This is a genomic window from Kingella sp. (in: b-proteobacteria), from assembly GCF_030527935.1.
Classification (GTDB): Bacteria; Pseudomonadota; Gammaproteobacteria; order Burkholderiales; family Neisseriaceae; genus Kingella_B.
Genome location: NZ_JAUMZV010000011.1, coordinates 48,484 through 62,517 on the forward strand (window position 1 = coordinate 48,484; position 14,034 = coordinate 62,517).

General features: G+C 50.5%; 19 protein-coding genes. 8 read left to right on the plus strand and 11 right to left on the minus strand.

The genetic code is table 11. The annotated features are described in order from the left end of the window. Positions 1-5: 5 nt before the first annotated feature. Positions 6-359, minus strand: a complete 354-nt coding sequence (locus Q4A85_RS05150) for a hypothetical protein (RefSeq protein ID WP_303108230.1) — start codon at positions 357-359, stop codon at positions 6-8. Positions 360-497: 138 nt separating this feature from the next. On the opposite strand from Q4A85_RS05150, the gene Q4A85_RS05155 reads away from it, so the two are divergent. Beyond that, complete coding sequence (locus tag Q4A85_RS05155) at positions 498-1,118, plus strand: inner membrane CreD family protein (RefSeq protein WP_303108232.1); 621 nt, start codon at positions 498-500, stop codon at positions 1,116-1,118. Positions 1,119-1,190: 72 nt separating this feature from the next. Here the strand turns inward: Q4A85_RS05155 and Q4A85_RS05160 are convergent, their stop codons facing one another. Both Q4A85_RS05160 and Q4A85_RS05165 read right to left on the minus strand, forming a co-directional pair. Next, a complete protein-coding gene (locus tag Q4A85_RS05160; RefSeq protein WP_303108234.1) occupies positions 1,191-1,388 on the minus strand; it encodes a hypothetical protein in 198 nt (65 codons plus the stop codon). Between the two features lie 2 nt (positions 1,389-1,390). Beyond that, on the minus strand, positions 1,391-1,996 hold the full coding sequence (locus Q4A85_RS05165; protein WP_303108236.1) for a hypothetical protein: 606 nt from the start codon (positions 1,994-1,996) through the stop codon (positions 1,391-1,393). 220 nt (positions 1,997-2,216) lie between these two features. On the opposite strand from Q4A85_RS05165, the gene Q4A85_RS05170 reads away from it, so the two are divergent. Both Q4A85_RS05170 and Q4A85_RS05175 read left to right on the plus strand, forming a co-directional pair. Continuing rightward, positions 2,217-2,678, plus strand: coding sequence for a hypothetical protein (locus Q4A85_RS05170; RefSeq protein WP_303108238.1), 462 nt, complete (start codon positions 2,217-2,219; stop codon positions 2,676-2,678). A gap of 151 nt (positions 2,679-2,829) precedes the next feature. Continuing rightward, positions 2,830-3,909: a hypothetical protein gene (locus Q4A85_RS05175; protein WP_303108240.1), complete on the plus strand. Its 1,080-nt coding sequence runs from the start codon at positions 2,830-2,832 to the stop codon at positions 3,907-3,909. Between the two features lie 73 nt (positions 3,910-3,982). Here Q4A85_RS05175 and ffh read toward each other — a convergent pair whose 3' ends face one another. Next, positions 3,983-5,347: a signal recognition particle protein gene (ffh, locus tag Q4A85_RS05180; protein ID WP_303108242.1), complete on the minus strand. Its 1,365-nt coding sequence runs from the start codon at positions 5,345-5,347 to the stop codon at positions 3,983-3,985. A gap of 12 nt (positions 5,348-5,359) precedes the next feature. Between ffh and Q4A85_RS05185 the strand changes: the two genes are divergently transcribed. From Q4A85_RS05185 to ftsX, 3 genes are all read left to right on the plus strand, one after another. Beyond that, on the plus strand, positions 5,360-5,503 hold the full coding sequence (locus Q4A85_RS05185; protein ID WP_303108244.1) for a hypothetical protein: 144 nt from the start codon (positions 5,360-5,362) through the stop codon (positions 5,501-5,503). A gap of 204 nt (positions 5,504-5,707) precedes the next feature. After that, positions 5,708-6,361, plus strand: a complete 654-nt coding sequence (locus tag Q4A85_RS05190) for a cell division ATP-binding protein FtsE (protein ID WP_303108246.1) — start codon at positions 5,708-5,710, stop codon at positions 6,359-6,361. Continuing rightward, positions 6,358-7,275, plus strand: a complete 918-nt coding sequence (ftsX, locus tag Q4A85_RS05195) for a permease-like cell division protein FtsX (RefSeq protein WP_303108248.1) — start codon at positions 6,358-6,360, stop codon at positions 7,273-7,275. The genes Q4A85_RS05190 and ftsX overlap by 4 nt, the downstream gene beginning before the upstream one ends. A 145-nt stretch (positions 7,276-7,420) precedes the next feature. Here ftsX and Q4A85_RS05200 read toward each other — a convergent pair whose 3' ends face one another. Continuing rightward, positions 7,421-7,966: a methylated-DNA--[protein]-cysteine S-methyltransferase gene (locus Q4A85_RS05200; protein ID WP_303108250.1), complete on the minus strand. Its 546-nt coding sequence runs from the start codon at positions 7,964-7,966 to the stop codon at positions 7,421-7,423. Between Q4A85_RS05200 and Q4A85_RS05205 the strand changes: the two genes are divergently transcribed. Beyond that, entirely contained in the window at positions 7,956-8,078 is a 123-nt protein-coding gene (locus Q4A85_RS05205; protein WP_303108252.1) for a hypothetical protein, read from the plus strand. The genes Q4A85_RS05200 and Q4A85_RS05205 overlap by 11 nt on opposite strands. Before the next feature lie 237 nt (positions 8,079-8,315). On the opposite strand, the gene glmU is transcribed toward Q4A85_RS05205, so the two are convergent. From glmU to Q4A85_RS05225, 4 genes are all read right to left on the minus strand, one after another. Further along, complete coding sequence (gene glmU, locus Q4A85_RS05210) at positions 8,316-9,683, minus strand: bifunctional UDP-N-acetylglucosamine diphosphorylase/glucosamine-1-phosphate N-acetyltransferase GlmU (RefSeq protein ID WP_303108254.1); 1,368 nt, start codon at positions 9,681-9,683, stop codon at positions 8,316-8,318. A gap of 95 nt (positions 9,684-9,778) precedes the next feature. Then, the gene (locus tag Q4A85_RS05215) at positions 9,779-9,994 is read right to left on the minus strand and encodes a hypothetical protein (RefSeq protein WP_303108256.1); all 216 of its coding nucleotides are present in this window, start codon (positions 9,992-9,994) and stop codon (positions 9,779-9,781) included. A 94-nt stretch (positions 9,995-10,088) separates the two neighbouring features. Further along, positions 10,089-10,238, minus strand: a complete 150-nt coding sequence (locus Q4A85_RS05220; protein WP_368500184.1) for a DUF1963 domain-containing protein — start codon at positions 10,236-10,238, stop codon at positions 10,089-10,091. Next, positions 10,204-10,899: a YwqG family protein gene (locus Q4A85_RS05225; RefSeq protein ID WP_303108260.1), complete on the minus strand. Its 696-nt coding sequence runs from the start codon at positions 10,897-10,899 to the stop codon at positions 10,204-10,206. Before Q4A85_RS05225 ends, Q4A85_RS05220 begins: the two co-directional genes overlap by 35 nt. Positions 10,900-10,901: 2 nt before the next feature. Here Q4A85_RS05225 and dprA point away from each other — a divergent pair, with 2 nt between their 5' ends. Next, the gene (gene dprA, locus Q4A85_RS05230; RefSeq protein WP_303108262.1) at positions 10,902-12,077 is read left to right on the plus strand and encodes a DNA-processing protein DprA; all 1,176 of its coding nucleotides are present in this window, start codon (positions 10,902-10,904) and stop codon (positions 12,075-12,077) included. 91 nt (positions 12,078-12,168) lie between these two features. Here dprA and tsf read toward each other — a convergent pair whose 3' ends face one another. After that, on the minus strand, positions 12,169-13,023 hold the full coding sequence (gene tsf, locus Q4A85_RS05235; protein ID WP_303108264.1) for a translation elongation factor Ts: 855 nt from the start codon (positions 13,021-13,023) through the stop codon (positions 12,169-12,171). Positions 13,024-13,098: 75 nt separating this feature from the next. Further along, a complete protein-coding gene (gene rpsB, locus Q4A85_RS05240) occupies positions 13,099-13,827 on the minus strand; it encodes a 30S ribosomal protein S2 (RefSeq protein WP_303108265.1) in 729 nt (242 codons plus the stop codon). Positions 13,828-14,034: the final 207 nt, after the last annotated feature.

The window sequence follows — 14,034 nt, forward strand, 5'->3', positions numbered from 1 at the left end:
TGGGATTAGCCGCAATAGCGCATGGCGATGATGGTTTGGTTGGCGGTGTCTATTTCTAGGCTGTTGTACCAATCGTCATCGGCGCGGGGTTGGCTGGGGTGGGTAAGCTGGGCGTTGTAGTAGGCGATGAGCGGGGCGCGGCAATCGACAAGCCAGTTGAGATAGGCTTGGATTTCAGGCTGCCTTGGGGCGAGTTCGCTGGCGCGGATGGTGAGCGTGGCGGGTTCGTTGTCGGCGATGGGTTGGTTGAAGATGGTGATGGGGTGGCTGATTTGATAGGTGGTGAAGTCGTCTAGGGTGTCTTGGGGGATAAAGGTGGAGTTCATGATTTTCAGGCTGCCTAACGGGTTTATGGACACGGGGATTTTATCGCACAACACAATCTTCATAAATTCTTAACAATTTGTTCACAATATTTTGATGTGTGTTTCGCATGATGGCGGGGTGTTCAATTTAGGCAGCCTGAAACGATTATCACGGGGCTGCATCGGAGTTTGATGATGGCGAATAAATTGTGGAGCATTTTGGGCTTGTGCGTGGTGTTTTCTATTGTGTTGATGTTTATTCATGCTTTGGCGGTGCAGCGGGATTATTATCATTCCAGCGCGCTGCTGGATACGCTGGATTATCAGATGATTATCCGCAGCATGAAATATGGCATGGTGTTGGTGATTATGGTGTTTAGCGCGTTCTTTTTAAGCGAGATTTTGCAGGATTGGCGCATTCATCCGATGCAGTATTTGCTGGTGGGCTCGGCGTTGTCGATGTTTTATTTGCTGCTGTTGTCGTTTGCGGAGCATATTGGTTTTGTGCCCGCTTATATGCTGGGCGCGGCGGCGTGTATTGGGCTGCTGTGGTGGTATTTGCAGTTTGTGCTGGCAAATCGGCGCGGGGTGAACATGATGGTGGGGCTGCTGTGTTTGGCGTATGGCACGATGTTTGTACTGCTGCGGATGCAGGAATATAACTTGCTGGTGGGCTCTTGCTTGCTGTTTGCCACGCTGTTTGCGGTGATGTATTGCACGCGCCATGTGGATTGGTATGCGCTGGGGGAAAAGAAAGAGCGCGAAGTGAAAACCACGAAGCCGTTTCGGGCGGGGCGCGGGATGGATGATTGATTGATGGGATTAAGGCAGCCTGAAACTGGGTAAACGGTTTTCAGGCTGCCTTTGGTTTATTGGCTAACAGCATCACAACTGAATACTGGCTTTGCGGGCGTTGATGCAGTTGGCAATCTTGCCTTCGGTTGCCATGTCTTGCCCTGAATAATAGTTGGTGCAATCTTGGCGGATTTTTTCCAGCCGCGCGCGTTGAATTTGGGCTGTGCTGTCGGTGGAAGAACAGGCGGCAAGCAGCAGGCTGGTTGCCAGTAGCAAAATGGTTTTCATGGTTATTCCTTGTCTTGGGCGGGTGGGGTGGTTAAATCTTGTTTGGCTTGCGCGATGATGGCGGCAAGGTTGGCATCGTTTTGCGCGAGTGCGGCGAGTTCTTTGCCGTAGCCATCCGCCATCAGGCAGCGGATATTGGCTTCGTACACCACTTCGCGGGCGGATAAATCTATATCAGGGTTTTGCGCGGTTTGGTCGCGGCAGGCGGAATAGGCGTTATCCAGCGCGGTTAAACGCGCTTGCTGTTTTTCCCAGCCAAGCTGGGCTTTGAGCTCGGCGGTGTTGCGCTGCAAGCACGCTTCTTCGCCTTCCAGCGGGCGGCATTGCAGTTGGATGTTGCTGGCGGCGGGTGGCAAATTGGCTTGTGCCAACTCGTTGGCGGCGGTGGCGATGCTGTTGGGGTTGTTTTGAATCATGCTGCCCACCATGCTCATGCCGCTTTGCAGGCGTTGCTCATATTGCCCTGCTAAAAACTTGGTCAGCACTTGCTGGCCAGGGCGGATAACCAGTTGGTCCACGGCAATTTGGTAAATCGTTGTGCCTGCGATGGCGGTGCAGATGCCGCCGATGGTGGCGATGATGCTTTTTTTTCTGCTGCTTTCGCTCATGGAATTTCCTTTGGGGGTTTGGGGCTTGGTATAGGTTTCAGGCTGCCTGAAAAGGGGAATGCTAGCAACCTGTATTCCAGTTCAGTCTAGATATGACCGCACGACTTGCATTTTACTACATTGTTTGTGATAGAAATCAGGCATTTGCTTTTATTAAGGCACCGTGATAAAGTTGATAGCGAAACTTATTCTCTAAATAAAATTCAAGAAAGATGCTATTATGAAATTCCATAAACTAAGCTGTGCACTTGTCTTAATGAGCATGCCCTTGATGGCGATAGCTAAAAACAAAACCAATTATCCACTAGAACAAATTATATCCATATTCTCAAATAAGGAATATGGAAACAGTTTCAACTTATCCAAAAACAAATATCTCTCTGTAAAAGGAGTTAAATGGGAGTATATTAGCAAGGAAAGTGAACTTCCTCGGTTTGATTTTTCAGGAACATTAAACTTAATCAGATTGAAAGATGTAGAAATTAGTATTATCGGTAATAATGATATTATAACCTATATAAATATACATAGCAACCGACCCAGCAAGGACACTTTTAAAATTCTAAGAGAGAATCTTAAAACATACAAAATCTCAAAATTAAATTGTGAAAAAAGCTCGGGCTATTCCTATTTTTATCTTGCAGAAAAAGAAAACAATATTCCTATATATATATTGAAGTAGAAGTAAATTTAACTGAAGAACCCTATATGTCGCCTCTCTATACCATATTTGAATTTTATCAATACAAACGACCAGAATGGGGGTGCTAAGTATTCTGATATTCATTTAACTTATTTCTTACTTTTAATTTTAAACAATTTTGGAGGCTATCATGGCAGGCAAAAAATACACTTACGAAGAAGCAAAAGCTGAATTAGATAAATGGAAGCTAGGTCAAACATCTAAGCAATATGAATCTGGAAATAGCGGACCTGGAACCATTTCCCCAGGAAAAGGAGATAATGGTGGGAAATCGTATGGAACGTATCAAATAGAGACCAACAAAGGAACCATGAAGGAATATCTTCAATATTCCAATAACTATAATGGTCATTTTAATGGACTAACACCCGCAACACCTCCCTTTGATGCAAAATGGAAAGAGCTTGCAGCCACAGATACAGTGGTGGCTTTCGCCAAATCACAGCATGATTTTATTATTGAAAAGCATTACACACCACAGTTTCAAAGGCTCAAAGAACGTGGATATGATTTTTCTACACGGGGTAAAGCTATTCAGGATATGGTTTGGAGTACTGCGGTACAACATCGGAAAAATACTCCAAATATTATTGATCGTGCAAAAAAAGAAAGTGGTTTAGACTTTAATACAGCAACCGATGCAGAAATCATAATTGCTGTTCAAAATAGCAAGTTAAAGCATGTTGATCAGGATTTCCGTAGCAGTAAGCCAGATATACGACAAAGTATAAAGAAAAACAGAATACCCCAAGAAAAAAATAGCTTATTGCATTTAAACGAATTAGAAGAAATCGTTAATTCGCAACAACAGCAGCAAGAGAAAAGCGAGAATATCGCTCCTGCGCTCTCCCCGCGTGCTGAAAAATTATTCCAACAATATGAGGATAAACTTAAAGAATATTGCAATAAGCATAATATTACGGCAACAGAACCTAACGACTTCAAAAATATCTCTATGGCACTTGCTAATAATGCTATTAAAGCCAGTATGTCTAAGGTAGAAAGTTTAACCATTGATGACAAATGGAAAGTTTCTGTTTTTAGCCATGAACCTGATTTGCGTTATGCTTCTGTGATGGCACATGATGCCGTTAAGGTTTCTGCGGAACAAAGTATGCTTAATATTCAAAATACCGAACAGGAATTGGCTCAACAAAGAAATAATCAAATGGCTCAGAATCAACAAAATTCTCCTAGACTAAGCATGTAGTTTAGATTTGTACCATATCAAAAGGCAGCCTGAAAACAGAACTCATCCATTTTCAGGCTGCCTTGATGCTAGTTTACATCTTTGGGAACATCCCCTTCATCCCGCCCGCCAGCTTCATCAATTTGCCCAAGCCCTTGCCGCTAAACATCTTCATCATCTGCTGCGATTGCTCAAACTGTTTGAGCATTTTGTTCACTTCTTGCACCGTTGTACCCGCGCCTGCGGCGATGCGTTTTTTGCGACTGGCTTTGATAATGGCGGGGTTGGCGCGTTCTTTCGGGGTCATGGAATTGATGATGGCCTCCACGTGCCCCATCGCTTTTTCTGCTGTGCCTTCGGGGATTTGCTTGGCAGCCTGCCCCAATTCCCCCGGCATTTTAGACAGCAGGCTTTCCAAGCCGCCCATATTGCGCATTTGCTGGATTTGCGCTTTAAAATCGTTCAAATCAAAGCCTTTGCCGCGATGCAGTTTTTTCGCCATTTCGGCGGCAACTTCTTCATCAATGCCTTTTTGCACGTCTTCAATCAGCGTAACCACGTCGCCCATGCCCAAAATGCGCCCTGCCACGCGGTCGGGGTAAAACGGCTCTAAACCGTTGATTTTCTCGCCTATCCCCAAAAATTTAATCGGCTTGCCCGTTACTTGGCGCACCGACAACGCCGCGCCGCCGCGCGAATCGCCATCCATTTTGGTCAAAATCACGCCCGTGAGCGGCAAGGCTTTGTTAAACGCCTGCGCGGTGTTCACCGCATCCTGCCCCAGCATCGCGTCCACCACAAACAGCGTTTCCACAGGGTTCACCGCCGCGTGAATCGCTTTGATTTCGTTCATCATTTCTTCGTCAATCGCCAAACGCCCTGCGGTGTCCACCATCAGCACGTCATAAAAATGCTTTTTGGCGTAATCCTGCGCGGCAAGGGCGATGTCCACAGGCTTTTGCGACACATCGGATGAGAAAAAATCCACGCCCACTTGCTCTGCCAACAGCTTCAACTGCTCAATCGCGGCGGGGCGATACACGTCTGCCGACACCAGCAAGATTTTCTTTTTCTTATCCTGCTCTTTGAGCAAGCGCGACAATTTGCCCACGGTGGTTGTTTTGCCCGCGCCTTGCAAGCCCGCCATCAACACGGTGGCAGGCGGCGCGGCGGCTAGGTTTAACGCGCTGTTTTCCTTGCCCATCAGCTCGGTTAAGGCTTCGTTCACAATGCCAAAGAAGGCTTGGTCGGGGGTTAAATCGTGGGAGAACTCGTGTCCCAAAGCGCGTTCTTTCACTTGGTTCACAAAATCTTTCACAATCGGCAACGCTACATCGGCTTCCAACAGCGCAAGGCGCACTTCGCGCAGGGCTTCTTTGATGTTGTCTTCGGTGAGCGTGGCTTTGCCGCGTATATTTTTGAATACTTTGGAGAATCGGTTGGTTAGGTTGTCTAGCATGGTTATTCCTTGATGATGGGCAGCTTGAAAACCCTATTTCAGGCTGCCTTGGATAATGCGTTGTTCCACTCATTTTCAGGCTGCCCTACCCTATTGCGCCGCGATGCCCAAGGCAGCCTGAAACGTGCTAATCAAAAGAAACGCATTTTAACATAGCCCCGCCCTGCCAACACGCGCCTCGCCATCGCGCGCGCATTTATCCACACGCCGCCTAATGCCGCTAACTGATTGATGCAGCCTGAAAAACCATTACCCATACACAACATAGCCCCCGCCTTTCCACATGGTTATCCACATTTTTCAGGCTGCCTATAAATCGCGTATAATCACACAGTTATTTAAAAAGAGTAAAAACACGCAATGATACGTTTTGAATCCGTTTCCAAAACCTACCCCGGTGGCTACCAAGCCTTAAAGAATGTGAGCTTCACCATCGCCAAAGGCGAGATGATTTTTGTGGCCGGGCATTCGGGTGCGGGCAAATCCACCGTGCTGCGCCTGATTGCGGGCATCACCAAGCCCACCACAGGCAAAGTGCTGGTAAACAAACACGATTTGGGCGAATTGAGCGACAACCAGCTTTGCTATATGCGCCAACACATCGGCATCGTGTTTCAAGACCACAAAATCTTGTTTGACCGCAATGTGTTGCAAAACGTGATGCTGCCCTTGCGAATTATTGGCTACGACAACGCATCCGCCGAAAAGCGCGCCCGCGTGGCGATTGAAAAGGTAGGCTTGACGGGGCGCGAGCTGTCCGACCCCAATGGCTTATCGGGCGGCGAACAGCAACGCCTGTGCATCGCCCGCGCCGTGGTGCATCAGCCCAGCTTGTTGATTGCCGATGAACCATCCGCCAACCTAGACCGCGCCTACGCGCTGGACATCATGGAATTGTTTAAATCGTTTCACCAAGTGGGCACAACCGTGATTGTGTCGGCGCACGATGAAACCCTGATGCAGGATTACGGGCATCGCATTTTGCGTTTACAAAGCGGGAGATTTGCAGGATGAGCAGCAATTATTTTTCATTACACGCCGAAAGCGCGAAACGCGCAGCGGGCTATTTTTTCAAGCAACCGATTGCTTCGCTGCTGATTTTGGCGATGCTGTCCATTGCCATGACGCTGCCGCTCACGCTGTATTTGGGCGTGCAAAGCAGCAAAGATGTGTTAGACAAGCTCAGCGAAGTGCCCAATATCACGCTGTATATGGATGTTGCCGCCGCCCCTGTAAACAACGAAACCGTGCAAAAACTGCTCGCCGAAGACAAGCGCGTGCAAAGTGTGAAGTTCGTAGGCAAGGAACAAGGCTTGGCGGAAATGCAGCAAGCGATGGGCGGGCAAGAAATCGGCGCGATGCTGGATGAAAACCCGCTGCCCGATGCGTTTATCGTTACCCCAAAAGAAAACAACCCGCAGGCAATTGCCGCCTTGCAAGAAGATTTGTCGCATTATCCGATGGTGGAAACCGCGCAAATGGACAAGGAATGGATGCAAACCTTGTATCAATTCAACCAGCTGGTGAACCAAGTGTTTTGGTTTTTGGCGATTACGCTGGGACTGGCGTTTGTGCTGGTGGCCAACAACACCATTCGCTTGCAAATTTTGACGCATAAAGAAGAAATTGAAATCACCAAGCTGTTGGGTGCGCCGTCATCGTTTGTGCACCGTCCGTTTTTGTATCAAGCGGCATGGGAAAGCCTGCTGGCATCAGGCATGAGCTTGGGACTGTGCACGCTGGTGATGCAAGCCACGCAGCCCTTGGTAAACCAAATTTTCCAGCCCTACGGCATCAATTTGCATTGGCGCACGTTTACCCCATCGGAGATGGCGGTGGTGCTGCTGGTGGTGTGCCTGCTGGGCATGACGGGGGCTTGGCTGGCGGTTACGCAGCATTTGTTTCATTTTCGGGCGAAGCGGGATTAGGAAGCCTGAAAATAAGCGAAACGAGTTTCGGCGAAGCCACAACAACATTTCAAAACGCATTTTCAGGCTGCCTAAATGGCGTAAAAGCATTCCTTGTTGGGGGAATGCTTTTTTGTTGATTTCGGCGGTTTCAGGCTGCCTATGCCTAAAACAAGCTTTGGTTAAACAAATCCTTATCGCTGGGCTGTTCGCCACGTTCGTGGGCGAGCAGCCATTGTTTGCGCTGTAAGCCGCCTGCGTAGCCTGTTAGGCTGCCATCTGCGCCGATGACGCGGTGGCAGGGGATGATAATGGAGACGCGGTTTGCGCCGTTGGCGTTGGCTACGGCGCGCACGGCGGTGGGCTTGCCGATGCGGTTGGCTTGCTCTTGGTAGCTGACGGTTTTGCCGTAGGGGATGGTTTGCAGGGCTTGCCACACGGCAGCCTGAAACGGGGTGGATGGGGTGTGCAGGGTGACGCTAAATTGCTGGCGGCAGCCTGAAAAGTATTCGCCTAGCTCGGCTTCGGTTTGTTGTAGGTGTTCGTTGTCGCCGATAACCAGCGGGCGTTGCAGCAGGCGTTGCAAGTCTTGTTGCTCGCGTTCAATGCGCTTGCTGCCAACAAATTCTAGCAGGCATAGGCCTTGCTCGGTGGCGCAGGCAATGATTTTGCCCAGCGGGCTGGGGAAGGTGCGGGTGTGGATGGGGGGCATGGTGGGGCTTTCGGTGTTTGGGGATGGCAATGCGGGAAGGATGGGGTGGGCAGTGGAAATGGCGCGCGGGCAAAGCGTGGGTATGGCGGCGCAACGCCATGCGATGGTTTAATATGCGGCAAGGTTTGGGGCAGCCTGAAACCGTTGCAAAGCTCTTAGCAGTAGCCTGAAACACAATAAATGCCGTCATTCCCGCGTAGGCGGGAATCTTGTTTGATATTCACAAAATCGCTGTAAAAACAAACCATTGTTCAAATTTAACCAAGATTCCCGCCTATGCGGGAATGACGGAGCATTGACCATTTCTTGTTTGATTTTAGGCTTTACGCGTTTTCAGGCTGCCTTGGGCTTATGGTTTCGCTGGCTTCTCTGGGCGCGTCCAGCCCTCAATCGTTTGCTGGCGGGCGCGTGCCAACACCAATTTGCCTGCTTCGCAGTTTTTGGTAATCACGCTGCCTGCGCCTGTGGTGGCTTTGTCGCCAATGGTTACGGGCGCAACCAGCACGCTGTTTGAGCCGATTCGCACTTGGTTGCCGATGGTGGTTTTGTGTTTGTTCACGCCGTCATAATTGGCGGTAATCGTGCCCGCGCCAATGTTGGTTTGCTTGCCGATGGTGGTGTCGCCGATGTAGCTCAAATGGTTGGCTTTGCTGCCGCGCCCGATTTGGCTGTTTTTCACTTCCACAAAGTTGCCGATGTGCACATCATCCGCCAGCACGGCATGGGGGCGCAGGCGGGCGAAGGGCCCGATTTGGACGTTTGCACCGATAACGCAGCCTTCCAAATGGCTAAACGGCGCGATGTGTGTGCCTGCGGCGATTTTGGCGTTGTGGAGCACGCAGTTTGCGCCGATGGTTACGTTGTCGTCCAGCTCGCAATCGCCTGTAAACACGCAATTCACGTCAATTTGCACGTCTTGCCCGTGTTTCAGGCTGCCGCGTAGGTCAAAGCGGCTGGGGTCTAGCAGGGTTAGGCCGTTTTGCAACAGCTGCTGGGCTTGGTTGCGCTGGAAGATGCGTTCCAATTCCGCCAGCTGCATTTTGTTGTTGACGCCTGCGGCAAGATAATGGGCAGACACGGGCTGCGGCGTGATGGCAACGCCGTCGTGCACGGCAAGGGCAACCACATCGGTTAAATAATATTCGCTTTGCGCGTTGTTGCTTTGCAGCGCGCCCAGCCAGTTGGCAAGATGTTGATTGGGCAAGACAAAAATACCTGTGTTCACTTCGCGGATGGCTTTTTGCGCGGGGCTGGCATCTTTTTCTTCCACGATTTGCACCACTTGCCCGCGCTCGTTGCGGATGATGCGCCCGTAGCCCGTGGGGTTGTCCATGATGTCGGTCAGGATGCCTACGCCGTCGCCTGCGGCATCCAGCAGGGCTTGCAGATTGGCACGGTTAATCAGCGGCACATCGCCGTAGAGCACCAGCGTGCGCCCATCCTGCGGCAGATGCGGCAGCGCGGTTTTCACGGCGTGCCCTGTGCCAAGCTGCTCGGTTTGCTCCACCCAGTTTACATCGGCATCGCCAAGCTGCTGCTTCACTTGCTCTTTACCATGCCCAATCACCACATGGATGGCTTGCGGCGCGAGCGTTTGCGCGGTTTGGATAACGTGCGCGAGCATGGCTTTGCCACCGATGGGGTGCAACACTTTGGGCTGCTGGGAATACATCCGCGTGCCTTTGCCTGCGGCGAGAATGATGATGTTTAGGGGCATGGGGGTTTCCTTTGGGAATGGGTTTAAGCGGGGGAATATGGTTTCAGGCTGCCTATATGGTTAGGGCAGCCTGAAAACAATCATTCGCCTGTGGGTTATTCGCCTGTGTTGGGCAAAATGGCGTGTGGCTCGGGGCGCGCGCTGTGGTAAAGCGTATTTTGCGATGCTGCGCCGTTGGTGTAGTAAACGCCTGTGCCTGTAGGGTATTTTTGGCGAACGTGGGTTCTGCCGTCGTCGCCCGAATAGGTTTCCCATGTGCAGGCGGATAGGGCGGCGGTGGCAAGCAGGGCTAGGATAAGTGTGGATTTCATGGGATTGTCCTTTGTTTAGAAAGTGTAAATTATAGCAGATAAGGTTAAGGCAGCCTGAAAATGGGTTTTCAGGCTGCCTTAATGGGATGCGCAACTAGCAGCAATCCCAAGTAAACAACACGTGGCTAAAATCGCGCAGTTGCAAATCTTCGGGCGTGATAAAGAAATTGGCTACGCCCGCGTCGCCCCACAACACTTTATCGATACCGTCATCGCCCGCATCGCTGTCTAATTGCAACAGCAAAATGATGTGTTGCTGCAAATGCGGCAGATAGTCGCGCGGGTCGCCTTGCGTAAAAAAAGGGATAACCGCCGATGCGATGCCCTTCGCCGCTGTATTGGTCAAACAGTATGTCCCAAATTTTTGCATCCCGCTTCTCCCAATCGTTGGTAAGCTCATTGCGAAAATCGCCGCAAGTAATCGGCTGCTGCACGGCATAAAGCTGCGTTAAATCGTGCGTAACTTCGGGGTGATACACCACGCGGTGTTTTTCCATGCTTTGATATTCAAAATCCATGCCGCATGAGTAATCCGTGCCGTCTATAAAAAATTGCAACAGCCCGCTGCTGAGAAAATCCGGCAGCGGCAGCATTTCGGCAAAATTCACTTGCGCCAACAGCGTCAGCGGCTCGCCGTTGGCATTGCGCGGATAGTCCGCTCCCAGCGGCAGATAAGGATTGCCGCCCACTTTGCTTTGCCAAATATGCGGGCGGTCGTGGGCATCGCCCAATGTGAACGGCACAGCGGGCTGCAAAGTGCGGTTGAGATAGGCTTGGCAGGATTCGGGCAGGGTGTGGAACATGGCGGCATTCCATTGTAAAAAAAGCATACATATTTTAACATTAAGCCGCTTTTCAGGCTGCCTATGCTGCGCCGTTGCGCCCATTTTCACCCCAAAGGACACCCATGACCGAAACCGAACGCCAAGCATGGCTACAACTCGCTTTCACTCCCTATATCGGCGCAGAAAGTTTCGCCACCCTGTTGCAAATGTATGGCACCGCCAGCGCAGCCTTGCAAGCTCCCGCCGAAGTGGTAGCGCAGTTGGGCAAATCCGCCAAACAAGCCGCTCGCGAATGGCACAACACCGACCTTGCCCGCGCCGCCACCGAAGCCGCGCTGCAATGGGCGCAACAACCCGACTGCCGCCTGATGCTCGCTTGCGACAACGATTACCCCGCCATGCTCGCCGAAGGCATCACCGCCCCGCCCGTGCTATTTTTGCGCGGCAACCCCAAATGGCTGTATCAACCCAGCATCGCCATTGTGGGCAGCCGCCACGCCACCCCGCAAGCCATGCGCATCGCCCACGATTTCGGGCAAGCCCTGAGCGAATACGGCATCACCGTTATATCGGGCATGGCGGCAGGCATTGACACCGCCGCCCATCAAGGTGCACTCAAAGGCAAAGCCAGCACCATCGCCGTCTGGGGCACAGGCATAGACCGCATCTACCCCGCCAGCAACCGCGCCCTTGCCCACCAAATCGCCGAACACGGCTTAATCATCTCCGAATTTCCGCTGGACACCCGCCCACTATCGGGCAACTTCCCCCGCCGCAACCGCATCATCGCCGCCCAAAGCCAAGCAGTGCTGGTGGTGGAAGCCGCGCTAGAAAGTGGCTCACTCATTACCGCACGACTTGCCGCCGAAATGGGGCGCGATGTGATGGCGATACCTGGGTCAATCGACAACCCGCACGCCAAAGGCTGCCACAAGCTCATCAAAGAAGGCGCAAAACTGGTGGAAAATCTGATGGACATAGTGGACGAACTCGCCTACCCCAAGCGCATCGCCCCCAGCAGCCTGAAACCAAAAACCCACGCCATCAAACCCAAACCCACCTTATCCCAACCCTTATCCACAGAGTTGCCTACAACGTTACCCACACCATCATCCCCATCCGAACCCGCCACCGAACACCCCCTGCTCGCCAAAATGGGCTACGACCCCATCCACCCCGACACCCTAGCCGAGCAAACAGGGCTACCCGCCGCCGACATCTACGCCCAACTCACCGAGTGGGAACTAGACGGCATGGTCGCTAGCATGGCAGGCGGGCGTTATCAGCGCATCAAATAATTACCCACAAAGTTATCCACATAGGCAGCCTGAAACCAAAAAACACCCATCGCAAGATGAGTGCTTTTTCAAGTTCAAGCAGACGCAACAATTACACTTTTGCCGCCGCAGCCACTTCCGCCGCGTAATCCACTTCTTTTTTCTCAATACCATCGCCCACTTTATAGCGAACGAAAGAAACCACTTCCGAGCCATTCTCTTTCAAGAATTGCGCCACAGTTTGGTCAGGATTCATCACAAACGCTTGACCGTTCAAAGTAACTTCTGCCAAGTATTTTTTGATGCGCCCTTCAACCATTTTCGCCGCGATTTCAGCAGGCTTGCCAGAAGCAATCGCTTGCTCGGTGTAAATATGGCGTTCTTTTTCCACCAAAGCCGCATCCACTTGGTCTTCGCCCACGCATTGCGGTTTCGCTGCAACAATGTGCATGCCCACTTTGCGCGCCACATCTTCCGCGCCTTTGTATTCAACCAAAACGCCTTCGGTTGCCAAAGCACCGTGTATATAAGCCACCAAATTATTAGCAGTCTCAATCACTTGAAAGCGACGAACAGACATATTTTCGCCCAATTTAGCAATCACAGCCTTGCGCTCTTCTTCAACCAACGCGCTCAAATCTTCAACCGTTGCAGGTTTTTTCTCCACAGCCGTTTTGGCAACAAAGTTCGCAAACGCCACAAAGCCCGCATCTTTGGCAACGAAGTCGGTTTCGCAGTTCACTTCAACCAACGCGCCCACTTTGCCTTCAATCGCAAACGCCAATACGCCTTCCGCCGCAGTACGACCAGCCAATTTACCCGCTTTCGCACCCGATTTAATACGCAAGATTTCTTCCGCTTTTTCCATATTGCCTTCGGCTTCAACCAAGGCTTTTTTGCATTCCATCATGCCCAAGCCAGTAGCTGCGCGCAAATCAGCAACCATTTTTGCAGTAATTTCTGCCATGAGTTTCTCCAATTCATATAACCATTTTCAGGCTGCCTAAATAGGAGTAGGCAGCCTGAAAAGAACAATCAACAATTAAGCAGTCGCAGCAGATTGCGCCGCCGCAACAGTTTCAGCAACCGCTTGGTTTTTGCCTTCCAATACCGCATCTGCGATACCACGGCAATACAAACGAATCGCTTTTGCCGAATCATCATTACCAGGAATAACGTGTTGAACCAAATCAGGGCTGTTATTGCTGTCCACAACCGCAATCACAGGGATGCCCAATTTAGCCGCTTCAACCAAAGTACCATGTTGGTAGCCCGTATCAATCACAAAAATCGCGTCAGGCAAACCTTTCATCTCTTTAATACCGCCCAAAGAGCGTTCCAATTTTTCCACTTCGCGCGTCATGTCCAACAATTCTTTTTTGTTGTAACCACTGCTTTCAGCATTAGCCAAAATCGCCGCTTTTTCTTCCAAACGCTTAATAGATTGTTTTACCGTTTTATAGTTAGTCAGCATGCCACCCAACCAGCGATGGTCAACATAAGGCATACCCGCGCGTTGTGCTTCTTCTTTAATAATCTCACGCGCTTGACGTTTCGTGCCCACAAACAAAACCGTACCTTTGTTTGCAACCAAACGGCGCACAACTTCTTGCGCTTCTTGGAACAACGGAACGGTTTTTTCCAAATTGATGATGTGAATTTTATTGCGCGCACCAAAAATGTACTGCGCCATTTTAGGATTCCAATAACGAGTTTGGTGACCAAAGTGAACGCCAGCTTCAATCATCTGGCGCATAGTAATTTGAGACATAAGATTCCTTTAAAGGGTTAAAGCAAACATTACACACTAGAACTTGAAAACAAGCACCCTTTTCTGTGCAATGCGAGCGTTAAAAAATAAAAACGCTTCCAAAACGAAAGCCCTGCGATTATAACAGTTATATTTTTTTGTTTCCAGCATAAAAACCGCCCTGACCATTGAGGTCAGGGCATTTCACAATTCAACCCACTCACTTAG

Coding starts and splice junctions, on each gene's coding strand:
- rpsB (WP_303108265.1), bottom strand. CDS start 13,827: ATGTCTCAAATTACTATGCGCCAGATGATTGAAGCTGGCGTTCACTTT.
- Q4A85_RS05205 (WP_303108252.1), top strand. CDS start 7,956: ATGGGGGGCATGGTGGGGCTTTCGGTGTTTGGGGATGGCAATGCGGGA.
- glmU (WP_303108254.1), bottom strand. CDS start 9,683: ATGCCCCTAAACATCATCATTCTCGCCGCAGGCAAAGGCACGCGGATG.
- dprA (WP_303108262.1), top strand. CDS start 10,902: ATGACCGAAACCGAACGCCAAGCATGGCTACAACTCGCTTTCACTCCC.
- Q4A85_RS05185 (WP_303108244.1), top strand. CDS start 5,360: ATGATGGGCAGCTTGAAAACCCTATTTCAGGCTGCCTTGGATAATGCG.
- tsf (WP_303108264.1), bottom strand. CDS start 13,023: ATGGCAGAAATTACTGCAAAAATGGTTGCTGATTTGCGCGCAGCTACT.
- Q4A85_RS05200 (WP_303108250.1), bottom strand. CDS start 7,966: ATGCCCCCCATCCACACCCGCACCTTCCCCAGCCCGCTGGGCAAAATC.
- Q4A85_RS05155 (WP_303108232.1), top strand. CDS start 498: ATGATGGCGAATAAATTGTGGAGCATTTTGGGCTTGTGCGTGGTGTTT.
- Q4A85_RS05160 (WP_303108234.1), bottom strand. CDS start 1,388: ATGAAAACCATTTTGCTACTGGCAACCAGCCTGCTGCTTGCCGCCTGT.
- Q4A85_RS05175 (WP_303108240.1), top strand. CDS start 2,830: ATGGCAGGCAAAAAATACACTTACGAAGAAGCAAAAGCTGAATTAGAT.
- Q4A85_RS05215 (WP_303108256.1), bottom strand. CDS start 9,994: ATGAAATCCACACTTATCCTAGCCCTGCTTGCCACCGCCGCCCTATCC.
- Q4A85_RS05190 (WP_303108246.1), top strand. CDS start 5,708: ATGATACGTTTTGAATCCGTTTCCAAAACCTACCCCGGTGGCTACCAA.
- Q4A85_RS05165 (WP_303108236.1), bottom strand. CDS start 1,996: ATGAGCGAAAGCAGCAGAAAAAAAAGCATCATCGCCACCATCGGCGGC.
- Q4A85_RS05170 (WP_303108238.1), top strand. CDS start 2,217: ATGAAATTCCATAAACTAAGCTGTGCACTTGTCTTAATGAGCATGCCC.
- ffh (WP_303108242.1), bottom strand. CDS start 5,347: ATGCTAGACAACCTAACCAACCGATTCTCCAAAGTATTCAAAAATATA.
- ftsX (WP_303108248.1), top strand. CDS start 6,358: ATGAGCAGCAATTATTTTTCATTACACGCCGAAAGCGCGAAACGCGCA.